The organism is Rathayibacter sp. VKM Ac-2879 (genome assembly GCF_015351245.1).
GTDB lineage: Bacteria > Actinomycetota > Actinomycetes > Actinomycetales > Microbacteriaceae > Rathayibacter.
Window position 1 is genome coordinate 114,404 of sequence record NZ_JADKSO010000001.1, and the last position, 23,109, is coordinate 137,512.

The following is a 23,109-nucleotide window of genomic DNA, read 5'->3' on the forward strand; positions in this document are numbered from 1 at the left end:
GCTCAGCCTCCGAGCCGCTCGTAGATGACGTAGAGACCCTGGCGGAACACCGGGCGGTAGCGCGTGTCGAAGGAGGAGTCGCGCGTGATCGCGTCGTAGACCAGGTCGGCGACTCCCGTCTCGCTGAGCTCGGGGGCGTCGGCGGTCGTCACGAACACCCACTTGTCGTGCGTGTAGGGCGCGGCGAGGGCCTCATCGAAGAGCTCGCCGGCCGAGCGGTTGTCGTACTCGGCCAGCGGGATGCCGATCTCGGGGAGCAGGGCGTTGCCGGCGGCGCTCTCGTCGATGAGGATGCCGCCTCCGTCGTAGTGGTCGTGGAGGAAGCGGGCGGCGGCCGTGGCGCCCGACGCCTCCTTGAGCGCGACATAGCCCGTGGCCTCAGCGATCACGGCGTTGCGGTTGAGGTCCTGCGCCCACCAGGCCGTCTGAGCGGCGAGCAGCGCCACGACCATGCCGAGAGCGGCGACTCCCCAGCGTGGGATGCGCCGCAAGGCGTCGACCAGCACCGCCGCGAGCACCGCCAAGAACGGCAGCACCGAGAGCGCGTAGCGGTTGTTCCACCAGTTCGTGGGCAGGGTGTGGTCGTTGTTCATGTGGGTCTGGCCGAGGTAGAGGCTGAGCAGCGAGAACGCGTAGGAGACGATCATGAGCCAGATCACGAGGGCGTCGTCGGAGATGCCACGACGCCACGCGAGCACGAGGGCGCCGCCGATCCCGAGAGCCACGGTGAGCAGTCCCGAGGTCTCGAGCACGGCCCAGTTGTACGACCAGAGCGTCAGCCCCGCGTTGCCCTGGTAGGCGAGCAGCCCCGCATCGGCCACCGCCTTCTGCAGGTTGGCGGCCGAGTACTGCCCGTTCATGAACTCGAGCGGGTTGGCGTAGACGGCGTAGTTGTAGACGAGCCACCAGAGGATGGCGATCAGCGGGAGGATCCCGAACGCCGCGGCCATCTTGACCGCGTAGACGATCGAGCGTTTGCGCCGCCACGCCACGATCAGGACGACCAGGGTCCCGCCGACCACGAGAACCCAGCCCTCATAGCGTGAGAGGGTCGCGGCGGCGGCAGGAAGCCCCGAGAACACCATCATCTCGCCGGCGCTGAGCGAGCGACGGCTGGTGATCCAGTGCGCCAGCCCCGCGAAGCAAGCGACCATCGTGACGATGAGCACCGGCTCCGTCATCGCGGTCGTGAACGCGTACAGCACGCCCGGATTCGCCAGCACGAGCAGCACCGCGGTGATCCGGCCCGCGCGGAGGTGCCCCACGCGCGCCGAGATCCGGTAGACGCCGCACGCGGTGCCGGCGAGACAGATCATCCCGAGCAGCCCCGCGGCCCAGCCGGTGTGCCAGAGCCAGAGCGACTGGGCGAACGGGATGAGCACGAGGCTCGGGACGGGCAGCCACACCGTGCCGAGCTGGCTGAACCCTGGGGCCTTCGAGTCGACGATGCGCCGCGAGATCGAGAGGTGGCTCTGCGTGTCGGCGTAGGCGAGGTTGATGCCGGAGGAGGTGGTCACCAGGCAGGCGACGAAGCCCACTGTCAGCGCCAGGACGAGCACGACCACCGTGCCGGGAACCTGGCGGCCGGTCACCGGCTCTCCGAGCGCCTCCCACGCACGCCGCCACCAGCGACGGCGGGAGGTGGTGGAGGCGCGGCGCGGCGGCGCGGCGAGCGCGGCGGTCATCGCGGGGTGTCGGGGGAGGGGGAGGTCGGCGGCTGGTCGGCGTCGGCCGCGGGGTCCGCGTCGGCCGCGGGGTCCGCGCCTGGCTCTTCGGCGGCGGCGCGCTCCTGGGCGTCGACGTACGCGGCCACCCGGCGCGAACGCCTCCGTCGTGCCAGCGCGCCGAGCAGGATGAGCCCCCCGATCACCACGACGGCGACCACGAACCAGATCGCCTGGGAGGAGTAGTCGTCCTTCACCTGTGCCTGGGGGGTGATCTCGTTGCTGTCGATCTGCACCGGATCCTTGGCGGCGGAACCGCTGACCGCGAGGTTCCCCGAGAGCACCGTCCATCCTTCTCGGCCTGCGTAGCGGGCGATCGACGCCTGAAGGGCGGACGAGTCGGTCGCGCCCTGATCGGGGCTCCACCCGCCGAGCAGCACGAGGTCGCGGCCATCGGTCGAGAAGGCTTCGAGGGCCGCGTAGGGCGCTTGCGTGCCGACCCCGTAGTCGAGGCGGGAGGAGTCGATCGCGGTGAACGGGGCGAGGCGCAGCGGGGTGCGCAGGGCCTCCGCCTCGTTCTCGCCGGCGCCGACGACCAGGCCCGAGCGGTCCGAGCCGATGAAGTCATCGAGGCCCACGACCGAGACCGCGAGGGGGTGGGAGTCGACCCGCTGCAGCGCCGCAATCAGCTCGCCCGCGCTGCGCAGCGCGTCGGCGCCCGTCGCCGAGGAGCCGAAGGCGACGAGCAGCTCGCCTCCGAACGCCTGCGGGAAGCGCCCGAAGCCGGGTGCGGCCGACTCGCCGCGCACGCCCGTGACGCGGGAGGAGCCTCCGTCGACGAAGAACTCGATCGGCACAGAGTCGGCCGAGCCGATGCACAGGCCGTCGCTCGCCCGCACCGCCGAGAGGCGCACCGAGAGTCCGTTCGAGGAGGCGAGTTGTCCCGTGGGCACCGAGAGTTCGAGGTCGACGGCGGTGTCCGTGCCGAGCACGGTCGAGCCGATCAGGAAATCGTTCCAGTAGACGTTCGCGGTCGCGGTGATGCCCTGCGGGACGGCCGAGTGTGTGCCGAGGAGGTGCAGCGCGACCGACGAGACGGGGCCGCCGAAGGCCGACTGGGTGATGGTGGTGAAGCTGGCGGACGAACCGGTGCTCGAGAGCGCGATCCGATCGGCGCCGAAGTCGGCCAGCGAGTGCTCGAGCGAGCTCGAGGGGATCACCTTCTGCGAGAGACCGGTGGTGGTGGCGCTCGAGGCCAGGCCCGCGTATTCGCTGCCGAGCGCGGCGCCGGCGGGAGCGAGGCCCGCCTCCGCTCCGGTGAGGGTGAGGACCGGCACGCCTCCGTCGTCACTGATCGACGTGACGACATCGCCGTCGCCCGTCTCGAACCGGACGATGCGACCGGTCGCCGCGTCGAGCGCGGGGCGGCCCTCGGTCGCGCTCTGCTCGCTCACGGCGAGGTCGACGCCGGAGGGGTAGCGCGAGGCGAGCGAGGCGGTGGCCGCCAATCCCGCGGCCCGCAGCGCATCGTCGGCGCCGTCGGGCACGACGATCGACACGGCGGTGACGGCGTCGGCGAAGAAGTCGCCCACGGTGGTCGGAGGGGTGGGCGAGCCCTCGCCGATCACGCCAAAGCTCGAGAGGGTGAGCGAGCGGCCGGCGACCTCGCAGAGCGCGCCGGTGCCGGTGGTGCCGCCGGTGAGCTGGAAGCCGAGCGCGAGGACTCCATCGACGACGTCTCCGGCCTGCACCGGGATGTCGAGAGTCGTGGCGGTGCCCTCAGCGCTCAGCACGGTGCGCCCCGAGACGACGACGGAGAGCGAGCCCGCGAGGGCGGCATCGGCGCGGACCGAGGCGAGCACTCGCGTCGGCGTGGTCCCGGCGGCGATGGGGAGGGTGAGGTAGCGGATCGACGCGCCGGCGGTGACGGTGAGGGAGGCGTCGCTCGTCGCGGCCTGCACGACCGCACCGGTCGCCGGGTCGATGACGTCGGCGGCTGCCGCTCCCTGCGCCGAGGCGAGGGCGAGGCCGAGGCACAGCACTCCGGTGACGGCGGCGCTGAACGGACGGAGGAGGGAGGAGTGCATCAGGCGATGCTCCGATCGGCGAACGGGAGCGCCGGGACGATGCCGGGCTCGAAGACCAAGAACCGAACGGTCGCCGCTCCCTCGGCGAGGCCGGGCGAGCGGTACGCAGCGGAGCCCGTTCTCAGCTCAGTCTAAGGAGGCGATCGCGGACGATCCGGTGGTGTGCAATCGGTGTTCCGCCCCCGTTCGAGTGTCAGGACGACCGAACAGGTATCCCTGGACATCGGTCACGCCCAGCTCGCCGAGAATCGCCACGGTGGCGTCGTCCTCTGCTCCTTCGACGATCACGCGGATGCCGACCGCGACCGCGAAACCCTGGAGCGCTCGCACGATCTCTTGCTTGCGCTGCTCCGTCGCGAGGTCGGCGAGGAGCGTGCGATCGAGCTTGAGGATGTCGAGCGGAAAAGTGGCGACGGCCGCGACCGAGGTGCCTTTCGCGCCGTAGTCGTCGAGAGCGATCAGCAGACCGGCGTCGCGCAGGCGCTGAGCCTGATCGCGGAGCGAGTCGTCGGCCTCGTCGACGGAGCGCTCGTTGAGCTCGACGCACACGCGGATCTCCGGGAACCGCTCCGGGAGTCCGGCGAAGTAGCCGCCCAGCCGCTCGACCGCGAGCTGCTCGAGGTCGACGTTGACGGCCATGCAGTCGATGCCCGGCACCCAGGCACGGAAGCTCACCGCGGCGTGCATCGCCTTCTCGACGACCTGCATCGTGAGCTCGTCGAGCAGGCCGAGCTCGCGCACCGCCGACACGAGGGCGGGAGGGTCGATGGAGCCGAGCGCCGGGTCTTCGAGGCGTACGAGCGCCTCGAAGGCCCAGATCCGGCCGGACGAGAGCTCGACCACGGGCTGGAACGCGACATCGAGCGACTCCTCGCGCACCGCCCGGGCGGCGGCCGCCCGAAGCGGGTCCCGGACGACGGAGGTGACGTCGAGAGCGCTCGCCCGCTCGCGCCCGGAGCGGCTCCTCGTCCGCTTGAGCGCGAGCATGCTGCGATCGGCCTCGATCACGATCGTCGACGGGTCCGCCTCCTCGTGCGCCGAGAACGCGACTCCCACGCTCACCACCGGAGCGAGGGTGTCGCCCTCGACGGTCTCGGGCGCACTGATCATCTCGACGAGCAGTTGGGCGCGCCGTCGGGCGTCGTCGGCCGAGCGCAGACCGCGCAGGATCACGACGAACTCGTCACCGCCCACTCGCGCCGCGAACCCGCCGTCCGCGTCGACCGCCTCGCCGAGACGCCTACCGACCATGCGCAGCATCTTGTCGCCGACGTGGTGTCCGCGACCGTCGTTGAGGTCCTTGAAGTCGTCGAGGTCGAGGAACAGCACCGCGATCCCCTCGAACGGACGCCGGTCGCGGTTGGCGACGGCGAGCGCCGACTGGAACGCCCTCCGGTTGGGCAGTCCCGTCAAGGCGTCACGGTCGACGTAGCGGCGCAGCGACTCCACATCGTCGCGCGCGCTCAGGGTGTCGGTGCCCATGTGCGCGAGCGCGTCGAGGATCTGCTCGTCCTCGGTGTCGAACGGCACGGCGCTCATCCGCTGGGAGGCGACGAGGTAGCGGCTCCTGCCACCCGGCAGCAGCAGCGCCGAGCCGATCTCGTTGCCCGAGGCCGGCTCGTCGCGCACCTCGAGCACGTCGGCGGCGATGGAGGTGCGCGCGTGCGCGACCAGCGCCCGCTCCGCCTCCGAGACGCCTCCCCAGGGCAGCTCGAGCGCTGCGTCGAGCACACCCGCCAGCCGGCGCCGCACGCGCCGCACCTCGATCCGCTTCGCGACACTGAACACGAGGGCGCCCGCGACCAGCACGAGCATCGGGCTCTGCTCGAGCCCCGGAGTCGCCGCCATCGCCGGCACGACGGCGCTGTCGAGGAACCACAGCGCGGTGGCGAAGAGCCACAGCAGGAGGAACAGAGCGGCCACACGGCGCGGGACGAGCGCGCCGGTCCCCACCTCCCCGTCGAGGCCCCAGCGCCCCCGCTGGCGCACGAAGTCGACGGCCAGCACGAAGGCCAGGAACGCGGCCGTCGCGAGGAGGAGCGCCACGGGAACCCACACCACCCCGCGCAGAGCGTCGTAGAGGACGAGATACGCGAACGTCGCGAGGGAGCCGAGCCCCGTGATGTAGCCGGCGACCGCCGCGTTGCGCGTCTTCACGAGCTGGACGAGGAGCGTCGCAGCCGTCCAGATCCCGAGGACCCGCAGAGGGTCGGCGTCGGGGGAGACGATCACCACGAGAGCGACGCCGACGCCCGAGAGCGGCATCCCCGAGCGACGCCCCAGCTCGATGCGGAAGGAGGCGGTCAGCGCCACGGCCACGCCGAAGGCGACGACGTACGCCCAGCTCTGCGGAGGCTCCGCGATCAGCAGCACAGCGGAGCGCGCGATCACGGCGAGCGCGACCAGGCTGAGCACACCCGCGAAGACCACATCGAGGACGTCGAGTCCGTGCGAACGCTGCATGGGGGCATGCTAGAGGTCCCCTCGGCCGGCGCCCGCGTGTCCGCTGCTCCCGAGAGGGGGGGAGCCGACGATCTGTGCCGCACCAAGGCCCCTGTTCGGAGGTCGGTGTGAGCGCCTCCGAGAGCCGACCGTGAGCGCATGCCCCTCTTCACCGCCGTCGCCGCAGAGCTCACCCGCCGCAGCCTCTTCGCCACTCCCCTTGGCGCGACCCTGCTCACCTCCTCCCCCGCCCCGTCCGACCCGGTGCCGATGTCGGCCGTCGGCTCCCCCGGCGGTGTCGCCGCGCTCGACGCGACCGGCTCGATCCCCCTCCCGCAACTGCCGGACGAGGTGCTCACCGACACCGGCGAGCGACCCGTCGCCAAGGGCGAGCTGGTCTACAACGTGCACGACTACGGAGCGACCGGCGACGGCACGACCGATGACCTGCCGGCCATCGACGCCGCGATCGACGCAGCCGTCGCCTCGTTCGGAGGCGTCGTCTACTTCCCGCGAGGCATCTACCGCATCGCCGGCTCGATCGGCCGCGCGTCGGGACTCTCGAGCGTCGTCTTCCGCGGCGCAGGCGAGCTCTCGACCCGGGTGCAGTCGCTGACGAACGCTCCCGTCGTCAGCGGCGCTTTCACCTCCTGCCGTCTCGACAATCTGATCCTCGATGCGAACGGCCTGGGCTCGCCCTGCATCTCGGCGCACCTCGACAAGTCGGTGCTCGACTCCCTTCAGCTCTACGGCTGGACCGACTACGGCATGCGCTTGAACGACGGCACCTTCGGCGACCTGGGGCTGCTCAACCGCATCCAGCGCTGCAGCATCGACCAGTGCACGGGGACCGGAATCTGGGCGAGCTACCGGATGATCGACTCCTGGATCGTCGAGAACAACGTCGGCGCCAGCTACGCCGACATCTCGGTCGAGGGCGGCCCGTTGCGCATCCTCGGGAACCATCTCGACGGCTCGCCCCAGCTCAATATCGAGCTCCGCGGCAATCGGAGGATCACGATCGCGAACAACATCATGGAGGGCGCGCGCCGCCAGTCTCTCGTGTACACGATGCCGCCGTGGCTCGACGAGGACCTCGCGCAGATCCAGATCGTGGGCAACGCGATCAGCAACGGAGGAAAAGGCGCGGCGAATACCTACCCCGCCATCCAGATCCTCGGAGTCTCGCCGAGCGCGCGCACCGCCGGCTTCAGCGTCACCGGCAACATCTTCGCCTGCGAGGACGACGGCGCCGGCTGGACGCACTGCGTGGAGGCGGTGAACGCGCGGGCGGTCTCGGTGCTCGGCAACCAGTGGGCGACCGGGCATCTGAGCGCGCACCCGGTGCGCGCCGTGGGCAGCACTGCCTACGAGGTGATCGGGAACCACGGCGACAACGCGGTGACGACGGTCTGACCCGGGGAGCGGAGGTCGGCCGTCGCGCTAGCGTCGAGGCGTGACCCTGCTGCGACGCGAGCTCGACCGGAGCATCCTCCGCCTGGCCGTGCCCGCGCTGGGCGCTCTCGTCGCCGAGCCGCTGTTCCTGCTCACCGACTCGGCGCTGGTCGGGCATCTGGGTGCCGTGCCCCTCGCGGGGCTCGCTCTCGGCGGGGCGGTTCTGCAGACCGTCGTCGGCCTGATGGTCTTCCTCGCCTACAGCACGACGCCCCGCGTCGGACGGGCGCTGGGCGAGGGCGACGAGCGCCGTGCGGTGGCGGCGGGGATCGACGGCGGCTGGCTCGCGCTGCTGCTCGGCGCGGCGATCGCCGTCGTCGGCGCCGCCGTCGCTCCCTCCGTCATCTCGCTGTTCGGGGCGGAGGCGGCGGTCGCGGAGGCGGGCACACGCTACCTCGCGGTCAGCATGGCCGGGATCCCTGCGATGCTCGGCGTCTTCGCGCTCACCGGGCTGCTCCGCGGCTTCCAGGACACCCGCACCCCGCTGGTGATCGCGGCGGCCGGCTTCACGCTGAATGCGGGGCTGAATGCGGCCCTGATCTACGTCGCCGGCCTGGGGATAACCGGGTCGGCTCTGGGGACGGTGCTTGCGCAGTGGGCGATGTTCGCCGCCTACGCGGTCGTCACGCTCCGGCTCGCCCGGCGGGTGGGGGCGCCGGTGCGACCGCATCGCGCGGGGCTGCGCTCCTCGGCCGGGTCAGGCGGGTGGATGCTCGTGCGCACCGCGAGCCTTCGGGCGGCGATCGTGCTCGCCGTCGCGACGGCGACGTCGCTCGGGGCGGAGGAGCTCGGCGCGTTCCAGGTGGCGATGACGCTCTTCTCGACGGTTGCCTTCGCGCTCGACGCTGTGGCGATCGCAGCGCAGGCGCTCCTCGGGCGCCTCCTCGGCGAGGGCGACCACGAGCGAGCGCGTGCCGTGACGAAACGGTGCGTGACCTGGGGAATCGGCGCGGGAATCGTCCTCGGAGCCGTCGTAACCGGACTGAGTGGTGTCTTGCCTCTCGTCTTCACGAGCGATCCGGAGGTGGTGCGTCTGCTGCCCCCGACCCTCGCGGTGGTCGGCCTCACGGCCCCGCTCGGCGGCTTCGTGTTCGTGCTCGACGGCGTGCTGATCGGCGCGGGCGATGGCCGCTATCTCGCACTCAGCGGTCTCGTGAACCTCGCGATCTTCGCCCCGCTGGCCCTTGCGGCGCCGCTCGCGCCGCCCGAGTGGCGCCTCCTCGCCCTGTGGCTGACCTTCGCCGTGGGGTTCCTCGGCGCCCGGGCGCTCACCCTCGGCCTGCGCGTGCGCAGCGACGCGTGGCTGCGCTGAACCTCGTCCCGAGGCCTCTGCGCCTGTGGACAGACCTGGGGACAACTCCGGCTCGCGTCGCGCCTCAGCGCGGCGGCGCGCTCGTGTTGCCGCGGTGGAAGACGGCCTCGAAGCACACCGGCTCGGCCTCGTCGCCCGCGAGCAGCACGATCACCGCTCGCCCCGCCGCACGGCCCTTCTCGACCGCCGGCTGCACCATCGTCGTGAGGTCGTAGCCGCTCGCGAGGCCCGGCACCTGCACCCCGTCGAAGCCGACCACCGAGAGGTCGTCGGGAACCCGCAGCCCGAGCTGCTCGGCCGCGAGCACGACTCCCGCCGCCAGCAAATCGCTCTGCGCGACGATCGCGGTCGGAGGCTCGGCCACCCCGAGCAGCGCCAGGCCCGCGGCGAGACCCTCGTCGACCGCGCTCGCCGCCGCCGTGACCGCCACCACCGGGCCGAAGACGTCGCGCACTCCCCGCAGCCGATCGACCGCCGTGATGCTCGAGCTCGCTTCCCACTCTTCGGGCAGCACTCCGCGCGGACGATCCTTCGCGAACGGGAGCGTGACCGCCGCGACCCGGCGATGGCCCAGTTCGTGCAGGTGCTCGGCCAGCGTGCGGCTCGCCTCCCGGTTGTCGAGCGAGACGACGGCCGCCCCGAGGTCCGAGAGGCCTTCGACCACCACCACCGGCACCCCTCTGCGCTTCAGCACCGCGACGGAGTCGTCGACCGAGGGGCTGCAGCCCACCAGGACCATGGCGTCGACCGGAGCCGTCGCGAGCAGGCCCGAGCCCCCCTCCGTGTCGGTGAGGAGGAGGATGCCGGCGTCGACACCGCCGAGCACGTCGGCGATGCCGTCGAGCATCGCGATCTTGATCGGGTCGCGGAAGGCGTGCAGGACCCGCTCGTCCACGACGACTCCGACGATGCCCGAGCGACCCCGGCGCAGCGACTGCGCACGAGGATCCGGGCCCGCGTAGTCGAGCTCGGCGGCCGCACGTAGCACGCGCTCGCGCGTCTCGGGTGAGATGGGTCCCCCGCTGAAGGCGAGGGAGGCGGTCGACGGCGAGACGCCGGCACGGGCGGCGACGCGCGCGAGGGTCGGTCGCAGAGCCTGGAGGGCATGCGGCGGGCGAGGGTCCGGAGCGTCCACGGCCGGCACGTCGTCAGGCTCTGCGTCCACGGTTTCTCCTCGTCGGGCGACCACGTCGGCGGCCTCGTGGCGCGCGGGCGCCTTGACCGCCTCCGGCGTTCTGGATAGCTTAGACCGACGTCGGTCGAATCGATTCGACCCTCTCTTCGCCCCCGTGCCCCGAGGGAGGAGCGATTGCGTCGCGCCCATCCAGGAAGCCCCGTCATGACCTCCACCACCGCGCTGACCCGCGCCCAGCTCGTCGCCTGGCGCAATGCCGTCTTCACGATCTTCGTGCTCAGCGGGATCTCGATAGCGACCTGGATCTCGCGCACCCCCGCGATCCGCGACGAGCTGCAGCTCACGACAGCGGGAGTCGGGCTGCTCATCCTCGCGATGTCGATCGGGGCGATCGTCGGCCTCGCGCTCTCCACGCCGATCCTGGGAGCGCTCGGCGCGCGCCGCGGGATGGCCGCGGGGCTCGTGGTGAGCGCCTCCGGGCTCGCGATCCTCGGCCTCGCGGCCGACACGGTCGGCGTGCTGCCGCTCGCCTTCGCCGGCATGGTCCTCCTCGGCTTCGGCAATGGTGCCGTCGACGTCATGATGAACGTCGAAGGCGCCGCCAACGAGGCCGCGTTCGGCACCACCCTGCTCCCCCTCTTCCACGCCTTCTTCAGTCTCGGCACGGTCGCGGGCGCGCTGATGGGCGCGGGTGCCTCCGCCCTCGCGATCCCTGTCGCGGCACACCTCGGCGTCGTCGGAGCGATCATCGCCGTCACGGCCGTGGTCGCTATCCGTTTCGTGCCGCTGCGGGAGGAGCTCGACACCTCGGGCGTCTCGGTGGCGCGCCCCCCGGTGCGCGAACGCGTCGCCGCCTCCCTCGGTGTCTGGCGCGACGGGCGACTCGTGCTCATCGGCATCATCATGCTCGGGATGGCCTTCGCGGAGGGCTCGGCGAACGACTGGCTGACCCTCGCGATGGTCGACGGGCATGGCACCGACAAGACCACCGCGGCCATCGTCTTCGGCGTGTTCGTCGCCGCGATGACGATCGGCCGCGTGATCGGCGGCCCCGTGCTCGACCGGTTCGGCCGCGTGCCCGTGCTGCGGGCCTCGGCGCTGCTCGCCGTCGTCGGAATCCTGCTCTTCGTGCTCGGGCCGATCGACGCGCTCGTCATCGTCGGAGCGGTCGCCTGGGGGCTCGGCTGCTCGCTCGGCTTCCCCGTCGGCATGTCCGCCGCGGCGGAGGGACCCCACTCGGCAGCACGCGTCAGCGCGGTCGCCATGCTCGGCTACGTCGCTTTCCTCGTCGGACCTCCCGCGATCGGCTTCCTCGGCGAGCACTTCGGCATCCTGAACGCACTGTTCCTGGTGCTCGCGCTGGTCGTGGTCGCCGGCATCGCCTCCCCGGCCGCTCGCAGCACCCGCCTCGACGCCCGCGACGAGACTGCCGCCGCCTAGACGGCGCCCGCGCCGGAGGACGCGCCGTCTATCCTCGTCGGGTGCGTCTCGTCATCGCGCGCTGCTCCGTCGACTACACCGGCCGTCTCAGCGCCCACCTCCCGCTCGCCACGCGTCTGCTCCTCGTGAAGGCCGATGGCAGTGTCCTCGTGCATTCCGACGGCGGCTCCTACAAGCCGCTCAACTGGATGAGCCCGCCCTGCACCCTCACCACCGCTGTGCCCGACGAAGCGGCCCTGGAGGCAGGCGTGATCGAGCAGTGGACGGTCGCGCATCGCAAGACCGGCGACGCCCTCGTCGTCTCGATCCACGAAGTGCTCCACGATTCAGCCCATGAACTCGGCGTCGATCCCGGCCTCGTGAAAGACGGCGTCGAAGCGCATCTCCAGCGACTGCTCGCCGAACAGATCGACCTTCTCGGAGACGGGCACACGCTCGTTCGTCGGGAGTACATGACCGCCATCGGACCGGTCGACATCCTGGCACGGGATTCCTCCGGCGCCGCGGTCGCCGTCGAGATCAAACGTCGCGGAGAGATCGACGGAGTCGAGCAGCTCACCCGCTATCTGGAGCTGATGAATCGCGATCCGCACCTGTTCCCGGTCACGGGAGTGTTCGCCGCACAGGAGATCAAACCGCAGGCCAGGACGCTGGCTCAGGATCGCGGGATCCGCTGCGTGATACTCGACTACGAGGCGATGCGCGGGGTCGACGATTCTCATACGCGGCTGTTCTGACGGGCCGAGTAAGGGCGCCGTCTCGTCGTCTAGGCCACGACGGGGGAATGCCCGCGACGGACGCTCGATGAGCGCCGACGCGGACGAGGGCCTCGCACCTCTCGCGGACATGCTCCGCGGGGAACCTCGGACTGCGATGGCGGCGTGCGCCGGCATTGCCGAGGCGGGGCGGAGCCCTATCGATTCTCGACAGAGTCGATATCGACAGAGCCCCGAAGTGCGCGAGTGGCGCGAGCCCTCATTTCCCGGTGCGCGCCTTCTCGGCGCGCGAAGGGCCTTAGTGCGCGGCCTGGTACGCCGAGAGAACCTCCGACGGGATCCGACCGCGGTCGGACACCGGGTGGCCGTTGGCGTTTGCCCAGGCACGGACCGCCTTGAGGTGCTTCGGGTCGCTCTTCGGCGCGGCGGCCGAGGTAGCGGCAGCCGGACGCGAGCCGACGCGTCGTGCGCTCGAGACGAACTTCTCGAGAGCCGAGTTCAGTTCGGCGATGTTGGCCGGGCCGAGATCGATCTCGTAATTGGCACCCTCGATGCTGAAGCGGACGGTGCCGCCCTCACTCGAGTCGATAGGCGTTCCGTCGATGTCGTCGACAAGCGTGATCTTCTGAGCCACTTTTCCTCCTGTAGTCATGGGGACTGCAGAAGACATTACTACCTGCGCGAGCGAAGAGGCACCATTCACGGACAGATGTGACGTATTCTTGCCGGATCTTCGGCGATCGCTCGAGCGAATGCCTCCCCGGAGACCGGGTGAATAGCGATTTCTTCGACAAGCGTTGCGTCCGAACGAGCAGAGGATGATGCCTGCCCCTGGCGCGGAAAAGGTCAGAACACTCGCAGAGGATTCCCTGTCGGGTGGCCGTCGAAGGCCTCCACGGCACTTCGGATCCGCTCGTTCTTCCCCGTTCCCCACATCTTCTCCTCCCCCTGCGTCCCGGTGCTCGCGCCCGCTCGGCGTTGGCTAGCGTGGAGGCATGGCACGACGAGGCACTCCCCCCGCACGCCCGCTGCGCCCCGGCCCGTACCGCAACACCGCAGCGCGGGAGGCGCTCGAGGCGCTGGTCGCCGCGCCGAGCGTCGAGCGCATCGAACGCCTCCTGGCGGCGTGCCTCGAGGGCTCACTGGTCGTCGACGTCACCGGCTCTCAGCCGGGACGCGCGCCGCACGTGCGCACGGTGGCGACGACCACGGGCGAGCCCGTCCTCCCGCTCTTCACCTCGACGGACGAGCTTCGCGCCGCGGTGCCGCGCCAGCAGCACCCGCGGGTACAGATGCTGGTGCTGCCCGGGCCCGACGCCTTCGCCCTCATCGACACGGCCGACTTCGTCGCCGTGCAGCTCGATGCGGGATCCATCGCGCAGGTCGTCACACGCCGGTTCGTCGAGGAGGCGCTCGCCCGCAGGAGCCTGCTCGGCGGGCCTCCCGCCGCAGCCGGGGCCGACGCGCCTCCGGCACCCTGACCCGGCGGACCTCACGACCCCCGAACGCCCGTAGAGTGTCAGACCCGACCCTGTCGGGTCGCCCGCCCCACGGAGTTCAGGAGCCGCCATGTCCCACACGACCCCCGCCCCCACGGGCACCGGCGAGCGCTCCCGCACGTGGTCCTGCATCCTGTTCGACCTCGACGGCACGATCACCGACTCCGCTCCTGGCATCACCGCGACGCTCGTCGACACCTTCGTCGAGCTCGGTCGCCCCGTCCCGACGCCGGTCGAGCTGCTCGCCTACGTCGGTCCGCCACTGCTCGACGCCTTCCGCGCCCTCGGAGGCATGAGCGTCGAGGAGGCGCAGGATGCGCTGGTCGTCTACCGCCGGCGCTACAACGCGGGCGGCCTGTTCGACTCCTCCGTCTACCCCGGACTGCCCGAGGTGTTGGCGCGCATCGCCGAAGCCGGCGTGCCGCTGTCGCTCGCGACGTCGAAGCCGGAATCGGCGGCCACGCGCATCCTCGAGCACTACGGGCTCGCGCACTACTTCACGGTGATCTGCGGCGCCTCCGAGGACGAGGTGCGCAGCGCGAAGGCCGATGTCGTCGAGGAGGCTCTGCGCCGACTTCGCGAGCTCGGGGTCGATCTGTCCACGCCGGTCATGGTCGGCGATCGCGAGCACGATGTGCACGGCGCCGCAGCGCACGGAGTGCCGACGATCATGGTCGAGTGGGGCTACGGATCGCCGCTCGAGGCCGTCGGCACGATCGCGCTGGTCTCTGGGGCCGCCGAACTCGCGGATCTCCTGCTCCCCTGACCTGCGTACGATGAGCGCATGACTGGTCTGGGCGTCGTCCTCTCGTTGGTGCTGTTTCTGGGCGGAATCCTCGTCCTCGGCAATTCGTTCCTGCTGCCCGACATCGCGGGGTTCCTCTTCTTCGGCGGCATCGTGATGATCTCGCTCTCGCTCGCCGTCGCGTTCCACCTCCTGCCGAAGTCGCAGTAGTCACCGCGGCACTGCGCGCGACCCGGCTAGCCCAGGGTGCTCGCGTCGAGGTTGATCACGGCGTTGATGTAGACCGCCTCGCCCGCGCCCGCGACCGTCGGATTCATCCGTAGCAGCTGCTGGACGGGGATCCCGAAGCGCTGGGCGATGTCGAAGAACGTGTCCCCCTGCACCACCGTGTAGCTGACGATGTCACCCGCGCCGTTCAGCGTGGGAGTGCCGTTCGCTCCGGGAACGGCACCGCTGTCGCTTGCGAACGCCGTCTGCGGGATGTCCGGAGTCGCGTTCGGCGTGAAGGTCACGGTCGCCTCAGGGACGGGTGCGAAGACCGTGGCCGTGGCCTGGGGCAGCGCCGCGGTGACCGTCGGATCGGGAGTGGGCGTCGCGGGAGCCGAGGCGAAGACGGTGACCGTCACGGTCGGTGCTGGAGCGGGAGCCGCGCACGCCGACAGGCTCGACGCGAGGAGGAGCGCTGCGGCGCCTCCGATGAACCGTGCGCGCATGTCCCCGCCTCTCTGCACCGATCCCCGGGCGTCTCGGAGAACACACTAGGAGACGCAGCAGACCCGAGTGGCCCTTGGTCCTCTCGGGCCGGCGCGCTCAGGCGGGCGGCTCCGACAGGACGCGCAAGCCGCCTCCACTGTTCGCAGCGTCCATCAGGAGCTCCACCCACGTCGGGTTGATCGTGGGCTGCCTGCTCCCGGCGAAGTGGAACTGCAGCGCGATGTTGGGGTTCATCCAGAAGGAATGCCGACCCCGCGCGCCCTCCGGCATCGAATCGAGGGTGAGGCTGAAGCGCTCGTCGCGCCGGAACTTCGCGTAGATCACGATCTGGAGATGGGCGAGGGTCCGGTCCTCGATCTCGATCACAGCCGGCGGCGTGCCGTAGAGGAACTGACCCATGTCTCCACCCTATCCGCGGAGGAGTCAATTACTAGAGAAGCTAGCTAATTCTCCGGATCATCGACGTCCGCGGCGATCTCGTCGACGGCGGCGCTCATCCGGCGGAGGAAGGTGACGACGATCTCGGCCTCGGAGGCGTCCAGATCCTCGGCGATCTCGAGCATCCGACGGTGCATCGCCTGGAGTGTCTCGCGCACCTCCCGGTCGCTGTCGACCGTCGCCTCGACGACGATCCCGCGGCGGTCGGTCGGGTGGGGCTTGCGCACCAGATGGCCGCTCCGCACGAGGCGGTCGATCAGCACGGTCGTCGAGGCCGACGAGATCGAGAGGTGCGTGGCGAGGTCCTTGCCACTGACGAGAGCACCCTCGCGCTGCCGGCGGAGGAGGTACTGGATCGCGACGAGGTCGGTCTCGCCCATCGCCATCTTCTCGCGGGTGCGTCGACGCATCGACATCTCCGAGACGCGGTAGCCGCGCATGGCGCCGAGCACCTCGACGGCGCGCCGAGTGGAGGAGTCGTCGGGGTACCAGTAGCCCCCGCCGCGGGAGGCGGTGGTCTCGGTCATCTCGCCATCCTAGACACTCTCGTGACAAGGCCCTCTAGCCAGGAGAGCCCGCCTACGCTGGACCGGTGACTGCCACCCTCGTCGCGAAGGGCCTCTCGGGAGGCTACGCGCACCGCACCCTGTTCGACAGGCTCGACCTGACGGTCGCTCCCGGAGACGTCGTCGGGGTCGTTGGAGCGAACGGCGCGGGCAAGACGACCCTCCTGCGCATCCTCGCCGGCGACATCCCTGCGCTCGAAGGGAGCGTCGTACTCGCCCCGGGGGACGCCTTCGTGGGATGGCTGCCCCAGGAGCACGAACGCCGCGAGGGCGAGACCGTGGCGGGATACATCGCCCGCCGCAGCGGCTGCGCCGACGCCTCGTCGGAGCTCGACGCCGCCGCCTCCGCGCTCGCCGAGCCCGACCCCGACGGCTCGATCGCCGACCGGTACGCCCTCGCACTCGACCGCTGGCTCGCGAGCGGTGCGGCAGACCTCGACGAGCGGACGCCGATCGTGCTCGCCGAGCTCGGGCTCGCGCACGGCGCAGCGGTCGCCGCCTCCTCCTCGATGACCGCGCTCTCGGGCGGCCAGGCCGCGCGGGTCGGCCTCGCCGCCCTGCTGCTCTCGCGCTTCGACGTCGTGCTGCTCGACGAGCCGACCAACGACCTCGACCTCGACGGGCTCGAACGGCTCGAGGCCTTCGTCCGCGGGCTGCGCGGAGGCGTTGTGCTGGTCAGTCACGACCGGGAGTTCCTCGCCCGCAGCGTCACGCGCGTACTCGAACTCGACCTGGCCCAGGGCACGAACACGGTCTACGGAGGCGGGTACGAGGCATATCTGGAGGAGCGCGACACGGCCCGCCGCCAGCGCCGCGAGAAATACGAGGACTTCGCCGAGCAGAAGGCCGATCTCGTGTCGCGCGCCCGCACTCAGCGCGAATGGTCGAGCCAAGGGGTCCGCAACGCGATGAAGAAGGCGCCCGACAACGACAAGATCCGCCGCAAGGCCTCGGCGGAGTCGAGCGAGAAGCAGGCGCAGAAGGTGCGTCAGATGGAGAGCCGCATCGCACGCCTCGAGGAGGTGGAGGAGCCGCGCAAGGAGTGGCAGCTCGCCTTCACGATCGGCAGCGCGCCCCGCTCGAGCTCGGTCGTCTCGACCCTCAACGCGGCCGTCGCCCGTCGGGGCACGTTCACGCTCGGACCGGTATCGCTCCAGGTCGACGCGGGCGACCGCATCGGCATCGTCGGCCCGAACGGGGCGGGCAAGTCCACGCTGCTCTCGCTGCTCCTCGGCCGCGTCGAACCGGAGGAGGGAGGCGCCGCGCTGGGCGCAAGCGTCGCGATCGGCGAGATCGACCAGGCCCGCGCGATGCTCGCCTCCGATGTGCCGCTCGCCGACGCCTTCGAGGCTCTCGTGCCCGAGTGGCCGACCGCGGAGGTCCGCACGCTGCTGGCGAAGTTCGGGCTGAAAGCCGAGCATGTGAGCCGCCGCGTCGGCGAGCTCTCGCCCGGCGAGCGCACGCGCGCGGCGTTGGCGCTGCTCCAGGCGCGCGGCACGAACCTCCTCGTGCTGGACGAGCCGACGAACCACCTCGACCTGGCCGCGATCGAGCAGCTCGAGCAGGCGCTCGAGGCGTACGAGGGCACGCTGCTGCTGGTCACCCACGACCGGCGGATGCTCGACACCGTGCAGCTGACGCGGCGCTGGTGCGTCGAGGGCGGCGTGGTCACGGAGGAGTAGTTCCGGGGCTTCGACTCCGCGAGACTCGTCGTGCTGACAGGCCGAGCACGACAACGCGCGGGAGTGGCGGAACGAAAACGAGCCGAGATCAGAGCCCCGCGGCTTGCGCCTGCAGAAGCGCGCGCGTGCGGTCGTTGCCCGCGAGGGAGGCTGCCACAGCGAACTCGGCGCGAGCCTCCTCACCCCGCCCCAGCCGCAGCAACAGCTCGGCGCGCACGCTCGGCAGCAGGTGCGACCCCCGCAGGGCGCCGTCGGACGACAGCCGGTCGACGATCAGAAGCGCCGAGGCGGGGCCGGTCGCCATCGACACGGCGACCGCGCGGTTGAGCTCGACGACGGGACTCGGCGCGACCCTCCCCAGCACCTCGTAGAGCAGCACGATCCGCTCCCAGTCGGTCTCGGCGACGCTCGGAGCGACGGCGTGGCACTCGGCGATCGCGGCCTGTAATCCGTAGGCGCCACGACCTCGGCCGACGCGATCGGCGCGGAGGAGCGCCGCCCGCCCGCGCTCGATCTGCGCCCGATCCCAGCGGGTGCGGTCCTGGTCCTCCAACAGCACGGGACTGCCGTCGGGCGCCGTGCGGGCCGCGAAGCGCGAAGCCTGCACCTCCATCAGCGCGAGCAGGCCGAGCACCTCCGGCTCGCGCGGCAGAAGACCCGCCAGCACGCGGCCGAGGCGCAGCGCCTCGTTCGCGACCTCGACACGCAGCCACCGGTCGCCCGACGTGGCGGCGTACCCCTCGGTGAAGATCAGGTAGACGACTCCGAGCACCGCGTCGAGCCGCGCCTTCCACTCCGGGGGATCAGGTACCTCGAACGGCACTCCCGCCGCCGCGAGGGACTTCTTGGCGCGGACGATCCGCTGCTGCACCGTCGCGACGGGAACCAGGAACATCCGCGCGATCGCTTCCGTGCCGAGCCCGCCGACCATGCGCAGCGTGAGCGCGATACTCGCCTCCCTCGACAGCACCGGATGGCATGCGGTGAACACCAGTCGCAGCACGTCGTCGTCGATCGGCTCCCAGGCCTCGTCGATGCCCTGCTCGAGGTCGTGGGCGAGGAGGCGGTACCGCTCGTCGAGCGCGGCCCGCCGCCGCCAGCCGTCGATGGCGCGGCGCTGCGCGACCGCGGTCAGCCAGGCCCCGGGGTTGCGGGGGACCCCCGCCTCCGGCCACTGCCGAAGCGCTTCGACGAGAGCGTCCTGCGCGAGGTCCTCCGCGAGCCCGATGTCGCCCGTGACGCGGGCGAGGGTCGCCACGATGCGTGCGCTCTCGATGCGCCACACCGCGGCGACGCTCGCCCGGATGTCGTCCATCAGTCGCGGGCGGCCTGTTCCTCGCGCCAGCCCGCCTCCTTCTGCACGAACTCGTTGTCGGCGAAGTCGGCGAAGTCGCTCTCGTCCGTGACCCGGCGCACCTCGAGCTTGCTGCCGGGGGCGAGCGGGCAGCGCAGCGCCCACTCCCTCGCCTCCTCCTTCGAGGAGACCTGGATCATCCAGAAGCCGTTGAACAGCTCGTGGGTCTCGCCGTAGGGGCCGTCGGTGACAGCCGGGGGCTCGGAGGCGAAGTCGACGACGAAGCCGGTGGTCGCGACGTCGTCGGCGAGGCCGTCGCCCGCGAGCAGGATGCCGGCCTTCATCATCGACTCGTTGTACTGGCCCATCTTCGTGATGATCTCGTCGAAGGGGATCGCGGCGTACGCCTCTTTGGCAGCGTCGGTCGCGCGCATGATCAGCATGTACTTCATGGGGTTCTCCGTCTGGTCGGTGGGGCGCTCGGTGCGCCCTCCTACTCTGGCGTCGAACGGCGGAGGGCGATATCGACATCCGAGGGCACAGGGGGTGTGTCGGACACGAACGACGACCGCCGCACCTTGCCGGCGTCGTTCCGCAGCGGCTCCCGCACGAGGCGCACCGACCGCAGCCGGCGCTCGCTGCCGAGCCGGGCGTTCACGGAGGCGAGGAGCGCGTCGGCATCGACCGTCGCCTCGCCGATGTCGACGACCGCCTCGATGGCGCGGCCCAGCTCGATGTCGGGCACGCCGAAGGCGACCGCCTCGCGGACCCCGGGGTGAGCCTCAAGAGCGCGCTCGATCTCGACGGGCAAGACGGTGACACCGCCTCGCACGATCAGGTCATCGGCCCGGTCGAGCACCCACAGCCATCCGTCGGCGTCGACGCGGCCCCTATCGCCGAGGGTGTCCCACCCCTCTGGGGTCCGCGACGACGAGCCGCCGAGGTACCGGTACGCGGGCTCGTCGCCGCGATGCATCCAGATACGGCCGGCCTCGCCCGGCCCGGCCTGCGAGCCGTCGTCGCGCAGGATGCGGACCGCCGTGCCTCCGATCGGGCGGCCGACGCTGCCGGGCCGCTCGAGCCATTCGTCGCCGCGGATCATCGTGAGGCCGTTCGACTCGCTGCCGGCGTAGACCTCGAGGACCCGTTCTGCTCCGAGCCAGTCCATCAGCGCCCGCTTGTCTTCGGGAGCGCACGGCGCGCCCAGGTGCAGCACCGCCTCCAGCGAGGAGACATCGGTGCGGGCGCGCAGAGGCGAGCTCAGGAGGCGGCGGATCGTCGTCGGCACGAGCAGCGTCCAGGTCACCCGGTGACACTCGATCGCCTCGAGCACCCGGCTCGCCTCGAACCTCGGCAGAATCACGAGAGTCTGCCCCGTCATCAGCCCGCGAAACGCGTAGGTGAACGTGGCCGAGTGCATCAGAGGGCCGCTCACGAGCTGCACCCCCTCGCGCGGCAGAAACGCGGCGACGGGAGCCTCGGGGTCGAGCAGCGCCGGTCCGCTCGCGAGCACCACCTTCGGTCGACCAGTGCTGCCGGACGAGGTGGGCGCCTTCCACGAGGACGCCCACCGGTCCTCCACGAGAGACTCGGGCACCCGCTGGTCCGGGCGCCAGTCGCCGGCGCGCCACGGCACCCGGTCGGAGGCGGCGCCCACCACGAGCGCGGGCGCAGCGATCTGCTCGACCGCGGCCCGCTCCTCCGCGGACAGCTGCGTCGATACCGGCTGCGGGATCGCACCGGCCTTCCAGATCGCGGCGCAGACGACGACGGCGTCGAGGGAGTTCGGCAACGAGACCGTGACGAGGTCGTCGGTGCCGACGCCGAGATCGCGGTAGGCACGGGCGAGACGGTTGCTCTCGCGGTCGAGCTCGACCGCGGTCAGTGCGCCCTCGTCGGCGAACGCCACGACACGGTCGGGATCCGCCTCGGCGAGGCCCGTCAGAATGCGCGAGATCGAGCGCCGGGTCACGAGTGGAGGCCGGGGTCGGCGCCGAGGAGGCGTCCATAGAACCGCACATGCTGCGCCGCCACGTCGTCCCACGAGTGCGAGAACGCCAGCTCCCGCCCCGCCGCCGAGCCGCCCCCGCCGTCCAGCGCCGCCTCGAGCGCGTCCGCGAAAGACTCCGGATCGCTCCCGTACCGCACCGTGTCGCCGAAGACCTCCCGGATCACCGGCAGCTCGCGTGCCACGACGGGTACCCCCGCGGCGAGCGCCTCCATCGCCGCAAGGCCGAACCCCTCCTTGACCGACACGAAACCCAGGGCGGAGGCCCCCGCGACGAGTGCGGCGAGCCGCTCCTCCGGGATCGTGCCGAGGATCAGCGGATCGGCACCGAGCGACACCGCTCGGCGGTCGAACTCGGCCCTGTAGTCGCGGTAGTCGAAGAGCGTCTCTCCCCCACCGAACACCAGTGCGACGTCGTGCCCGCGATCGCGGAGGATCGCCCACGCCTCCAGCAGGTCGGTGCTGCCCTTGCGCGGCTCGATGCCGCCCAGCGCGAGCACATAGCGGCCGAGCTGCGATCGCCACTGCGAGGTCAGCGGGTCGCTTGCCGCGGCGGCGAACCGGGCCGCGTCCACGCCGTTCGGGATCACGGTGGGCAGACGCCCCCAGCCCTCGCGCACCTCCTCGGCCACCGCCGCCGAGACGCACAGCAGCGCTCGCGGCAGGCGTACCGCCCGGTCGTGGCAGGCGCGCAGTTCGGGAGTCGTGAAGTCGTCGAGATGATGGACGGTGCGCACCGGAGACAGCCCCGCCGTGAGCGCCGCGTTGGCCGAGATGCAGTCCTGCGCGTGCACCACGTCGGCGTCGAGCCCGCGCAGGGCCGCGCCCATGACGGCGATCGAGCGCACGATCCTGGCGCCGACCGCCTCCCCCTCGCGACTCTCGAACGGCACCACCCGGACCGTCACGGTGGGATCGACGGCCCGGAAGAAGGAGGCGTCGCCGTCACGCGCCAGCGTCCACACCTCGACGCCGTGCCCGGCGGCAGCGAGAGCGTCGGCGAGGGCGAGGGTGTGCACCACTCCTCCGCGCGGGCGCGTGGAGTAGGTCAGCAATGCGATCCGCATCTCAGCTCCGGTAGGCGTGGCCCGCGCGGTCGCGGAGGTGGTTCATCGTGCGCCGCGCCCGCGCCACCGAGGCGCCGATGTCGGCGGAGGCGAGCGCGAGCCCGCCCTTCGCCCAGGTCTTCGCGACGATCTCACCGGCCGGGTCGACGACCTTGGCCTGGCCGAGGAACCTCAGTCCGCCGAGCACGCCCGTCTGGTTCGACGAGACGAGGTAGACCTGGTTCTCGGCCGCTCGGGCGCAGTCGTAGAGGTCGAACAGGTGGGCTTGGCGGTCATTGCGGATGCGATCGGAGCGGTCGGTGACGCTCGCGGGCCACGCGCTCAGACACGCGAGCACCTCGGCTCCGTCGAGGGCGAGCGAGCGCGCCGACTCGGGGAACGTCTTATCGAAGTCGATCAGCATGCCGAGCCTCCCGACCGGAGTGTCGAAGGAGGTGAAGTCGGAGCCCGGCAGATACGCCTCCGACTCGCCCAACGGGAGGTGCACCTTGCGGTGGGTGCCGATGACGGCGCCTCCGTGCACGCAGACGGCCGTGTTGTAGCGCAGTTCCCGGCCGCCCTCGTGGGCACGCTCGGCGATCCCGAAGCAGACCGTCATGTCTCCGGCCAGCTCGGCGACCCTCGCCACCTCGGGTCCGTCGAGCTCGACGCTCGGCGGCAGGTCGTCGGGACCCGGGTGGTGCATGTCGAGGAGGTAGCCGCCGAGCGTGGCGTCGGGCAGCACGAGCAGGTCGACGGAGCGATCGCGCGCCTGGGCGATGATGCCGGGGAGCTTGGCGAGGGTGCGCTCGAGATCGCGCCCGAAGTGCGCCGCGACCGCACCCATCACCGTCTCCGCCATGCGC

The 23,109-nt window shown here is 71.3% G+C and carries 21 protein-coding genes; 8 read left to right on the forward strand and 13 right to left on the reverse strand.

What is annotated here, in order from left to right; translation table 11 throughout:
- Nucleotides 1-2: 2 nt before the first annotated feature.
- From ITJ45_RS00530 to ITJ45_RS00540, 3 genes are all read right to left on the reverse strand, one after another.
- Nucleotides 3-1,685, reverse strand: coding sequence for an ArnT family glycosyltransferase (locus ITJ45_RS00530; protein ID WP_194606901.1), 1,683 nt, complete (start codon nucleotides 1,683-1,685; stop codon nucleotides 3-5).
- Nucleotides 1,682-3,751: a hypothetical protein gene (locus ITJ45_RS00535; protein ID WP_194606902.1), complete on the reverse strand. Its 2,070-nt coding sequence runs from the start codon at nucleotides 3,749-3,751 to the stop codon at nucleotides 1,682-1,684. The genes ITJ45_RS00530 and ITJ45_RS00535 overlap by 4 nt, the downstream gene beginning before the upstream one ends.
- Nucleotides 3,752-3,877: 126 nt before the next feature.
- Nucleotides 3,878-6,214 (reverse strand): EAL domain-containing protein, encoded by a 2,337-nt coding sequence (locus tag ITJ45_RS00540; RefSeq protein ID WP_194606903.1) that lies wholly within the window; start codon nucleotides 6,212-6,214, stop codon nucleotides 3,878-3,880.
- A gap of 138 nt (nucleotides 6,215-6,352) precedes the next feature.
- Here ITJ45_RS00540 and ITJ45_RS00545 point away from each other — a divergent pair, with 138 nt between their 5' ends.
- Nucleotides 6,353-7,609, forward strand: a complete 1,257-nt coding sequence (locus tag ITJ45_RS00545; RefSeq protein WP_194606904.1) for a glycosyl hydrolase family 28-related protein — start codon at nucleotides 6,353-6,355, stop codon at nucleotides 7,607-7,609.
- A 40-nt stretch (nucleotides 7,610-7,649) separates the two neighbouring features.
- Nucleotides 7,650-8,960 (forward strand): MATE family efflux transporter, encoded by a 1,311-nt coding sequence (locus ITJ45_RS00550; RefSeq protein WP_323742798.1) that lies wholly within the window; start codon nucleotides 7,650-7,652, stop codon nucleotides 8,958-8,960.
- A 64-nt stretch (nucleotides 8,961-9,024) separates the two neighbouring features.
- On the opposite strand, the gene ITJ45_RS00555 is transcribed toward ITJ45_RS00550, so the two are convergent.
- Entirely contained in the window at nucleotides 9,025-10,125 is a 1,101-nt protein-coding gene (locus ITJ45_RS00555; RefSeq protein ID WP_323742799.1) for a LacI family DNA-binding transcriptional regulator, read from the reverse strand.
- Nucleotides 10,126-10,299: 174 nt separating this feature from the next.
- Between ITJ45_RS00555 and ITJ45_RS00560 the strand changes: the two genes are divergently transcribed.
- Together ITJ45_RS00560 and nucS are read left to right on the forward strand one after the other, a co-directional pair.
- The gene (locus ITJ45_RS00560; RefSeq protein ID WP_194606906.1) at nucleotides 10,300-11,535 is read left to right on the forward strand and encodes an MFS transporter; all 1,236 of its coding nucleotides are present in this window, start codon (nucleotides 10,300-10,302) and stop codon (nucleotides 11,533-11,535) included.
- 41 nt (nucleotides 11,536-11,576) lie between these two features.
- Nucleotides 11,577-12,272: an endonuclease NucS gene (nucS, locus tag ITJ45_RS00565; protein ID WP_194606907.1), complete on the forward strand. Its 696-nt coding sequence runs from the start codon at nucleotides 11,577-11,579 to the stop codon at nucleotides 12,270-12,272.
- A gap of 277 nt (nucleotides 12,273-12,549) precedes the next feature.
- Here the strand turns inward: nucS and ITJ45_RS00570 are convergent, their stop codons facing one another.
- Nucleotides 12,550-12,885 (reverse strand): histone-like nucleoid-structuring protein Lsr2, encoded by a 336-nt coding sequence (locus tag ITJ45_RS00570; RefSeq protein WP_194606908.1) that lies wholly within the window; start codon nucleotides 12,883-12,885, stop codon nucleotides 12,550-12,552.
- Nucleotides 12,886-13,246: 361 nt separating this feature from the next.
- Here ITJ45_RS00570 and ITJ45_RS00575 point away from each other — a divergent pair, with 361 nt between their 5' ends.
- The 3 genes from ITJ45_RS00575 to ITJ45_RS00585 all read left to right on the forward strand — a co-directional run bounded on the left by ITJ45_RS00575 (nucleotide 13,247) and on the right by ITJ45_RS00585 (nucleotide 14,705).
- A complete protein-coding gene (locus ITJ45_RS00575; RefSeq protein WP_194606909.1) occupies nucleotides 13,247-13,732 on the forward strand; it encodes an SseB family protein in 486 nt (161 codons plus the stop codon).
- An 88-nt stretch (nucleotides 13,733-13,820) separates the two neighbouring features.
- Nucleotides 13,821-14,516 (forward strand): HAD hydrolase-like protein, encoded by a 696-nt coding sequence (locus ITJ45_RS00580; protein WP_194606910.1) that lies wholly within the window; start codon nucleotides 13,821-13,823, stop codon nucleotides 14,514-14,516.
- Between the two features lie 18 nt (nucleotides 14,517-14,534).
- Entirely contained in the window at nucleotides 14,535-14,705 is a 171-nt protein-coding gene (locus tag ITJ45_RS00585; protein WP_194606911.1) for a hypothetical protein, read from the forward strand.
- 26 nt (nucleotides 14,706-14,731) lie between these two features.
- On the opposite strand, the gene ITJ45_RS00590 is transcribed toward ITJ45_RS00585, so the two are convergent.
- The 3 genes from ITJ45_RS00590 to ITJ45_RS00600 form a co-directional block, all read right to left on the reverse strand.
- Nucleotides 14,732-15,208: a LysM peptidoglycan-binding domain-containing protein gene (locus ITJ45_RS00590; RefSeq protein ID WP_194606912.1), complete on the reverse strand. Its 477-nt coding sequence runs from the start codon at nucleotides 15,206-15,208 to the stop codon at nucleotides 14,732-14,734.
- A 97-nt stretch (nucleotides 15,209-15,305) separates the two neighbouring features.
- A complete protein-coding gene (locus ITJ45_RS00595; RefSeq protein WP_194606913.1) occupies nucleotides 15,306-15,608 on the reverse strand; it encodes an ATP-dependent DNA ligase in 303 nt (100 codons plus the stop codon).
- Nucleotides 15,609-15,652: 44 nt separating this feature from the next.
- A complete protein-coding gene (locus ITJ45_RS00600) occupies nucleotides 15,653-16,174 on the reverse strand; it encodes a MarR family winged helix-turn-helix transcriptional regulator (RefSeq protein WP_194606914.1) in 522 nt (173 codons plus the stop codon).
- 65 nt (nucleotides 16,175-16,239) lie between these two features.
- Between ITJ45_RS00600 and ITJ45_RS00605 the strand changes: the two genes are divergently transcribed.
- Nucleotides 16,240-17,895 (forward strand): ABC-F family ATP-binding cassette domain-containing protein, encoded by a 1,656-nt coding sequence (locus tag ITJ45_RS00605; protein WP_194606915.1) that lies wholly within the window; start codon nucleotides 16,240-16,242, stop codon nucleotides 17,893-17,895.
- Between the two features lie 88 nt (nucleotides 17,896-17,983).
- Here ITJ45_RS00605 and ITJ45_RS00610 read toward each other — a convergent pair whose 3' ends face one another.
- From ITJ45_RS00610 to ITJ45_RS00630, 5 genes are read right to left on the reverse strand one after another with little or no spacing between them, the layout of a single operon-like run.
- Nucleotides 17,984-19,210: an RNA polymerase sigma factor gene (locus tag ITJ45_RS00610; protein ID WP_194606916.1), complete on the reverse strand. Its 1,227-nt coding sequence runs from the start codon at nucleotides 19,208-19,210 to the stop codon at nucleotides 17,984-17,986.
- Complete coding sequence (locus tag ITJ45_RS00615; protein WP_194606917.1) at nucleotides 19,210-19,641, reverse strand: YciI family protein; 432 nt, start codon at nucleotides 19,639-19,641, stop codon at nucleotides 19,210-19,212. Before ITJ45_RS00615 ends, ITJ45_RS00610 begins: the two co-directional genes overlap by 1 nt.
- Before the next feature lie 41 nt (nucleotides 19,642-19,682).
- The gene (locus ITJ45_RS00620) at nucleotides 19,683-21,161 is read right to left on the reverse strand and encodes an AMP-binding protein (RefSeq protein WP_194606918.1); all 1,479 of its coding nucleotides are present in this window, start codon (nucleotides 21,159-21,161) and stop codon (nucleotides 19,683-19,685) included.
- The gene (locus ITJ45_RS00625; RefSeq protein WP_194606919.1) at nucleotides 21,158-22,264 is read right to left on the reverse strand and encodes an MSMEG_0565 family glycosyltransferase; all 1,107 of its coding nucleotides are present in this window, start codon (nucleotides 22,262-22,264) and stop codon (nucleotides 21,158-21,160) included. Before ITJ45_RS00625 ends, ITJ45_RS00620 begins: the two co-directional genes overlap by 4 nt.
- A gap of 1 nt (nucleotide 22,265) precedes the next feature.
- Nucleotides 22,266-23,105 (reverse strand): carbon-nitrogen hydrolase family protein, encoded by an 840-nt coding sequence (locus ITJ45_RS00630; RefSeq protein ID WP_194606920.1) that lies wholly within the window; start codon nucleotides 23,103-23,105, stop codon nucleotides 22,266-22,268.
- Nucleotides 23,106-23,109 lie beyond the last annotated feature (4 nt).

Bases quoted from the DNA above. Each gene is read 5' to 3' on its own strand.
- ITJ45_RS00530 (WP_194606901.1), bottom strand. From the start codon at position 1,685: ATGACCGCCGCGCTCGCCGCGCCGCCGCGCCGCGCCTCCACCACCTCC.
- ITJ45_RS00535 (WP_194606902.1), bottom strand. From the start codon at position 3,751: ATGCACTCCTCCCTCCTCCGTCCGTTCAGCGCCGCCGTCACCGGAGTG.
- ITJ45_RS00540 (WP_194606903.1), bottom strand. From the start codon at position 6,214: ATGCAGCGTTCGCACGGACTCGACGTCCTCGATGTGGTCTTCGCGGGT.
- ITJ45_RS00545 (WP_194606904.1), top strand. From the start codon at position 6,353: ATGCCCCTCTTCACCGCCGTCGCCGCAGAGCTCACCCGCCGCAGCCTC.
- ITJ45_RS00560 (WP_194606906.1), top strand. From the start codon at position 10,300: ATGACCTCCACCACCGCGCTGACCCGCGCCCAGCTCGTCGCCTGGCGC.
- ITJ45_RS00575 (WP_194606909.1), top strand. From the start codon at position 13,247: ATGGCACGACGAGGCACTCCCCCCGCACGCCCGCTGCGCCCCGGCCCG.
- ITJ45_RS00580 (WP_194606910.1), top strand. From the start codon at position 13,821: ATGTCCCACACGACCCCCGCCCCCACGGGCACCGGCGAGCGCTCCCGC.
- ITJ45_RS00585 (WP_194606911.1), top strand. From the start codon at position 14,535: ATGACTGGTCTGGGCGTCGTCCTCTCGTTGGTGCTGTTTCTGGGCGGA.
- ITJ45_RS00590 (WP_194606912.1), bottom strand. From the start codon at position 15,208: ATGCGCGCACGGTTCATCGGAGGCGCCGCAGCGCTCCTCCTCGCGTCG.
- ITJ45_RS00595 (WP_194606913.1), bottom strand. From the start codon at position 15,608: ATGGGTCAGTTCCTCTACGGCACGCCGCCGGCTGTGATCGAGATCGAG.
- ITJ45_RS00600 (WP_194606914.1), bottom strand. From the start codon at position 16,174: ATGACCGAGACCACCGCCTCCCGCGGCGGGGGCTACTGGTACCCCGAC.
- ITJ45_RS00610 (WP_194606916.1), bottom strand. From the start codon at position 19,210: ATGGACGACATCCGGGCGAGCGTCGCCGCGGTGTGGCGCATCGAGAGC.
- ITJ45_RS00615 (WP_194606917.1), bottom strand. From the start codon at position 19,641: ATGAAGTACATGCTGATCATGCGCGCGACCGACGCTGCCAAAGAGGCG.
- ITJ45_RS00625 (WP_194606919.1), bottom strand. From the start codon at position 22,264: ATGCGGATCGCATTGCTGACCTACTCCACGCGCCCGCGCGGAGGAGTG.
- ITJ45_RS00630 (WP_194606920.1), bottom strand. From the start codon at position 23,105: ATGGCGGAGACGGTGATGGGTGCGGTCGCGGCGCACTTCGGGCGCGAT.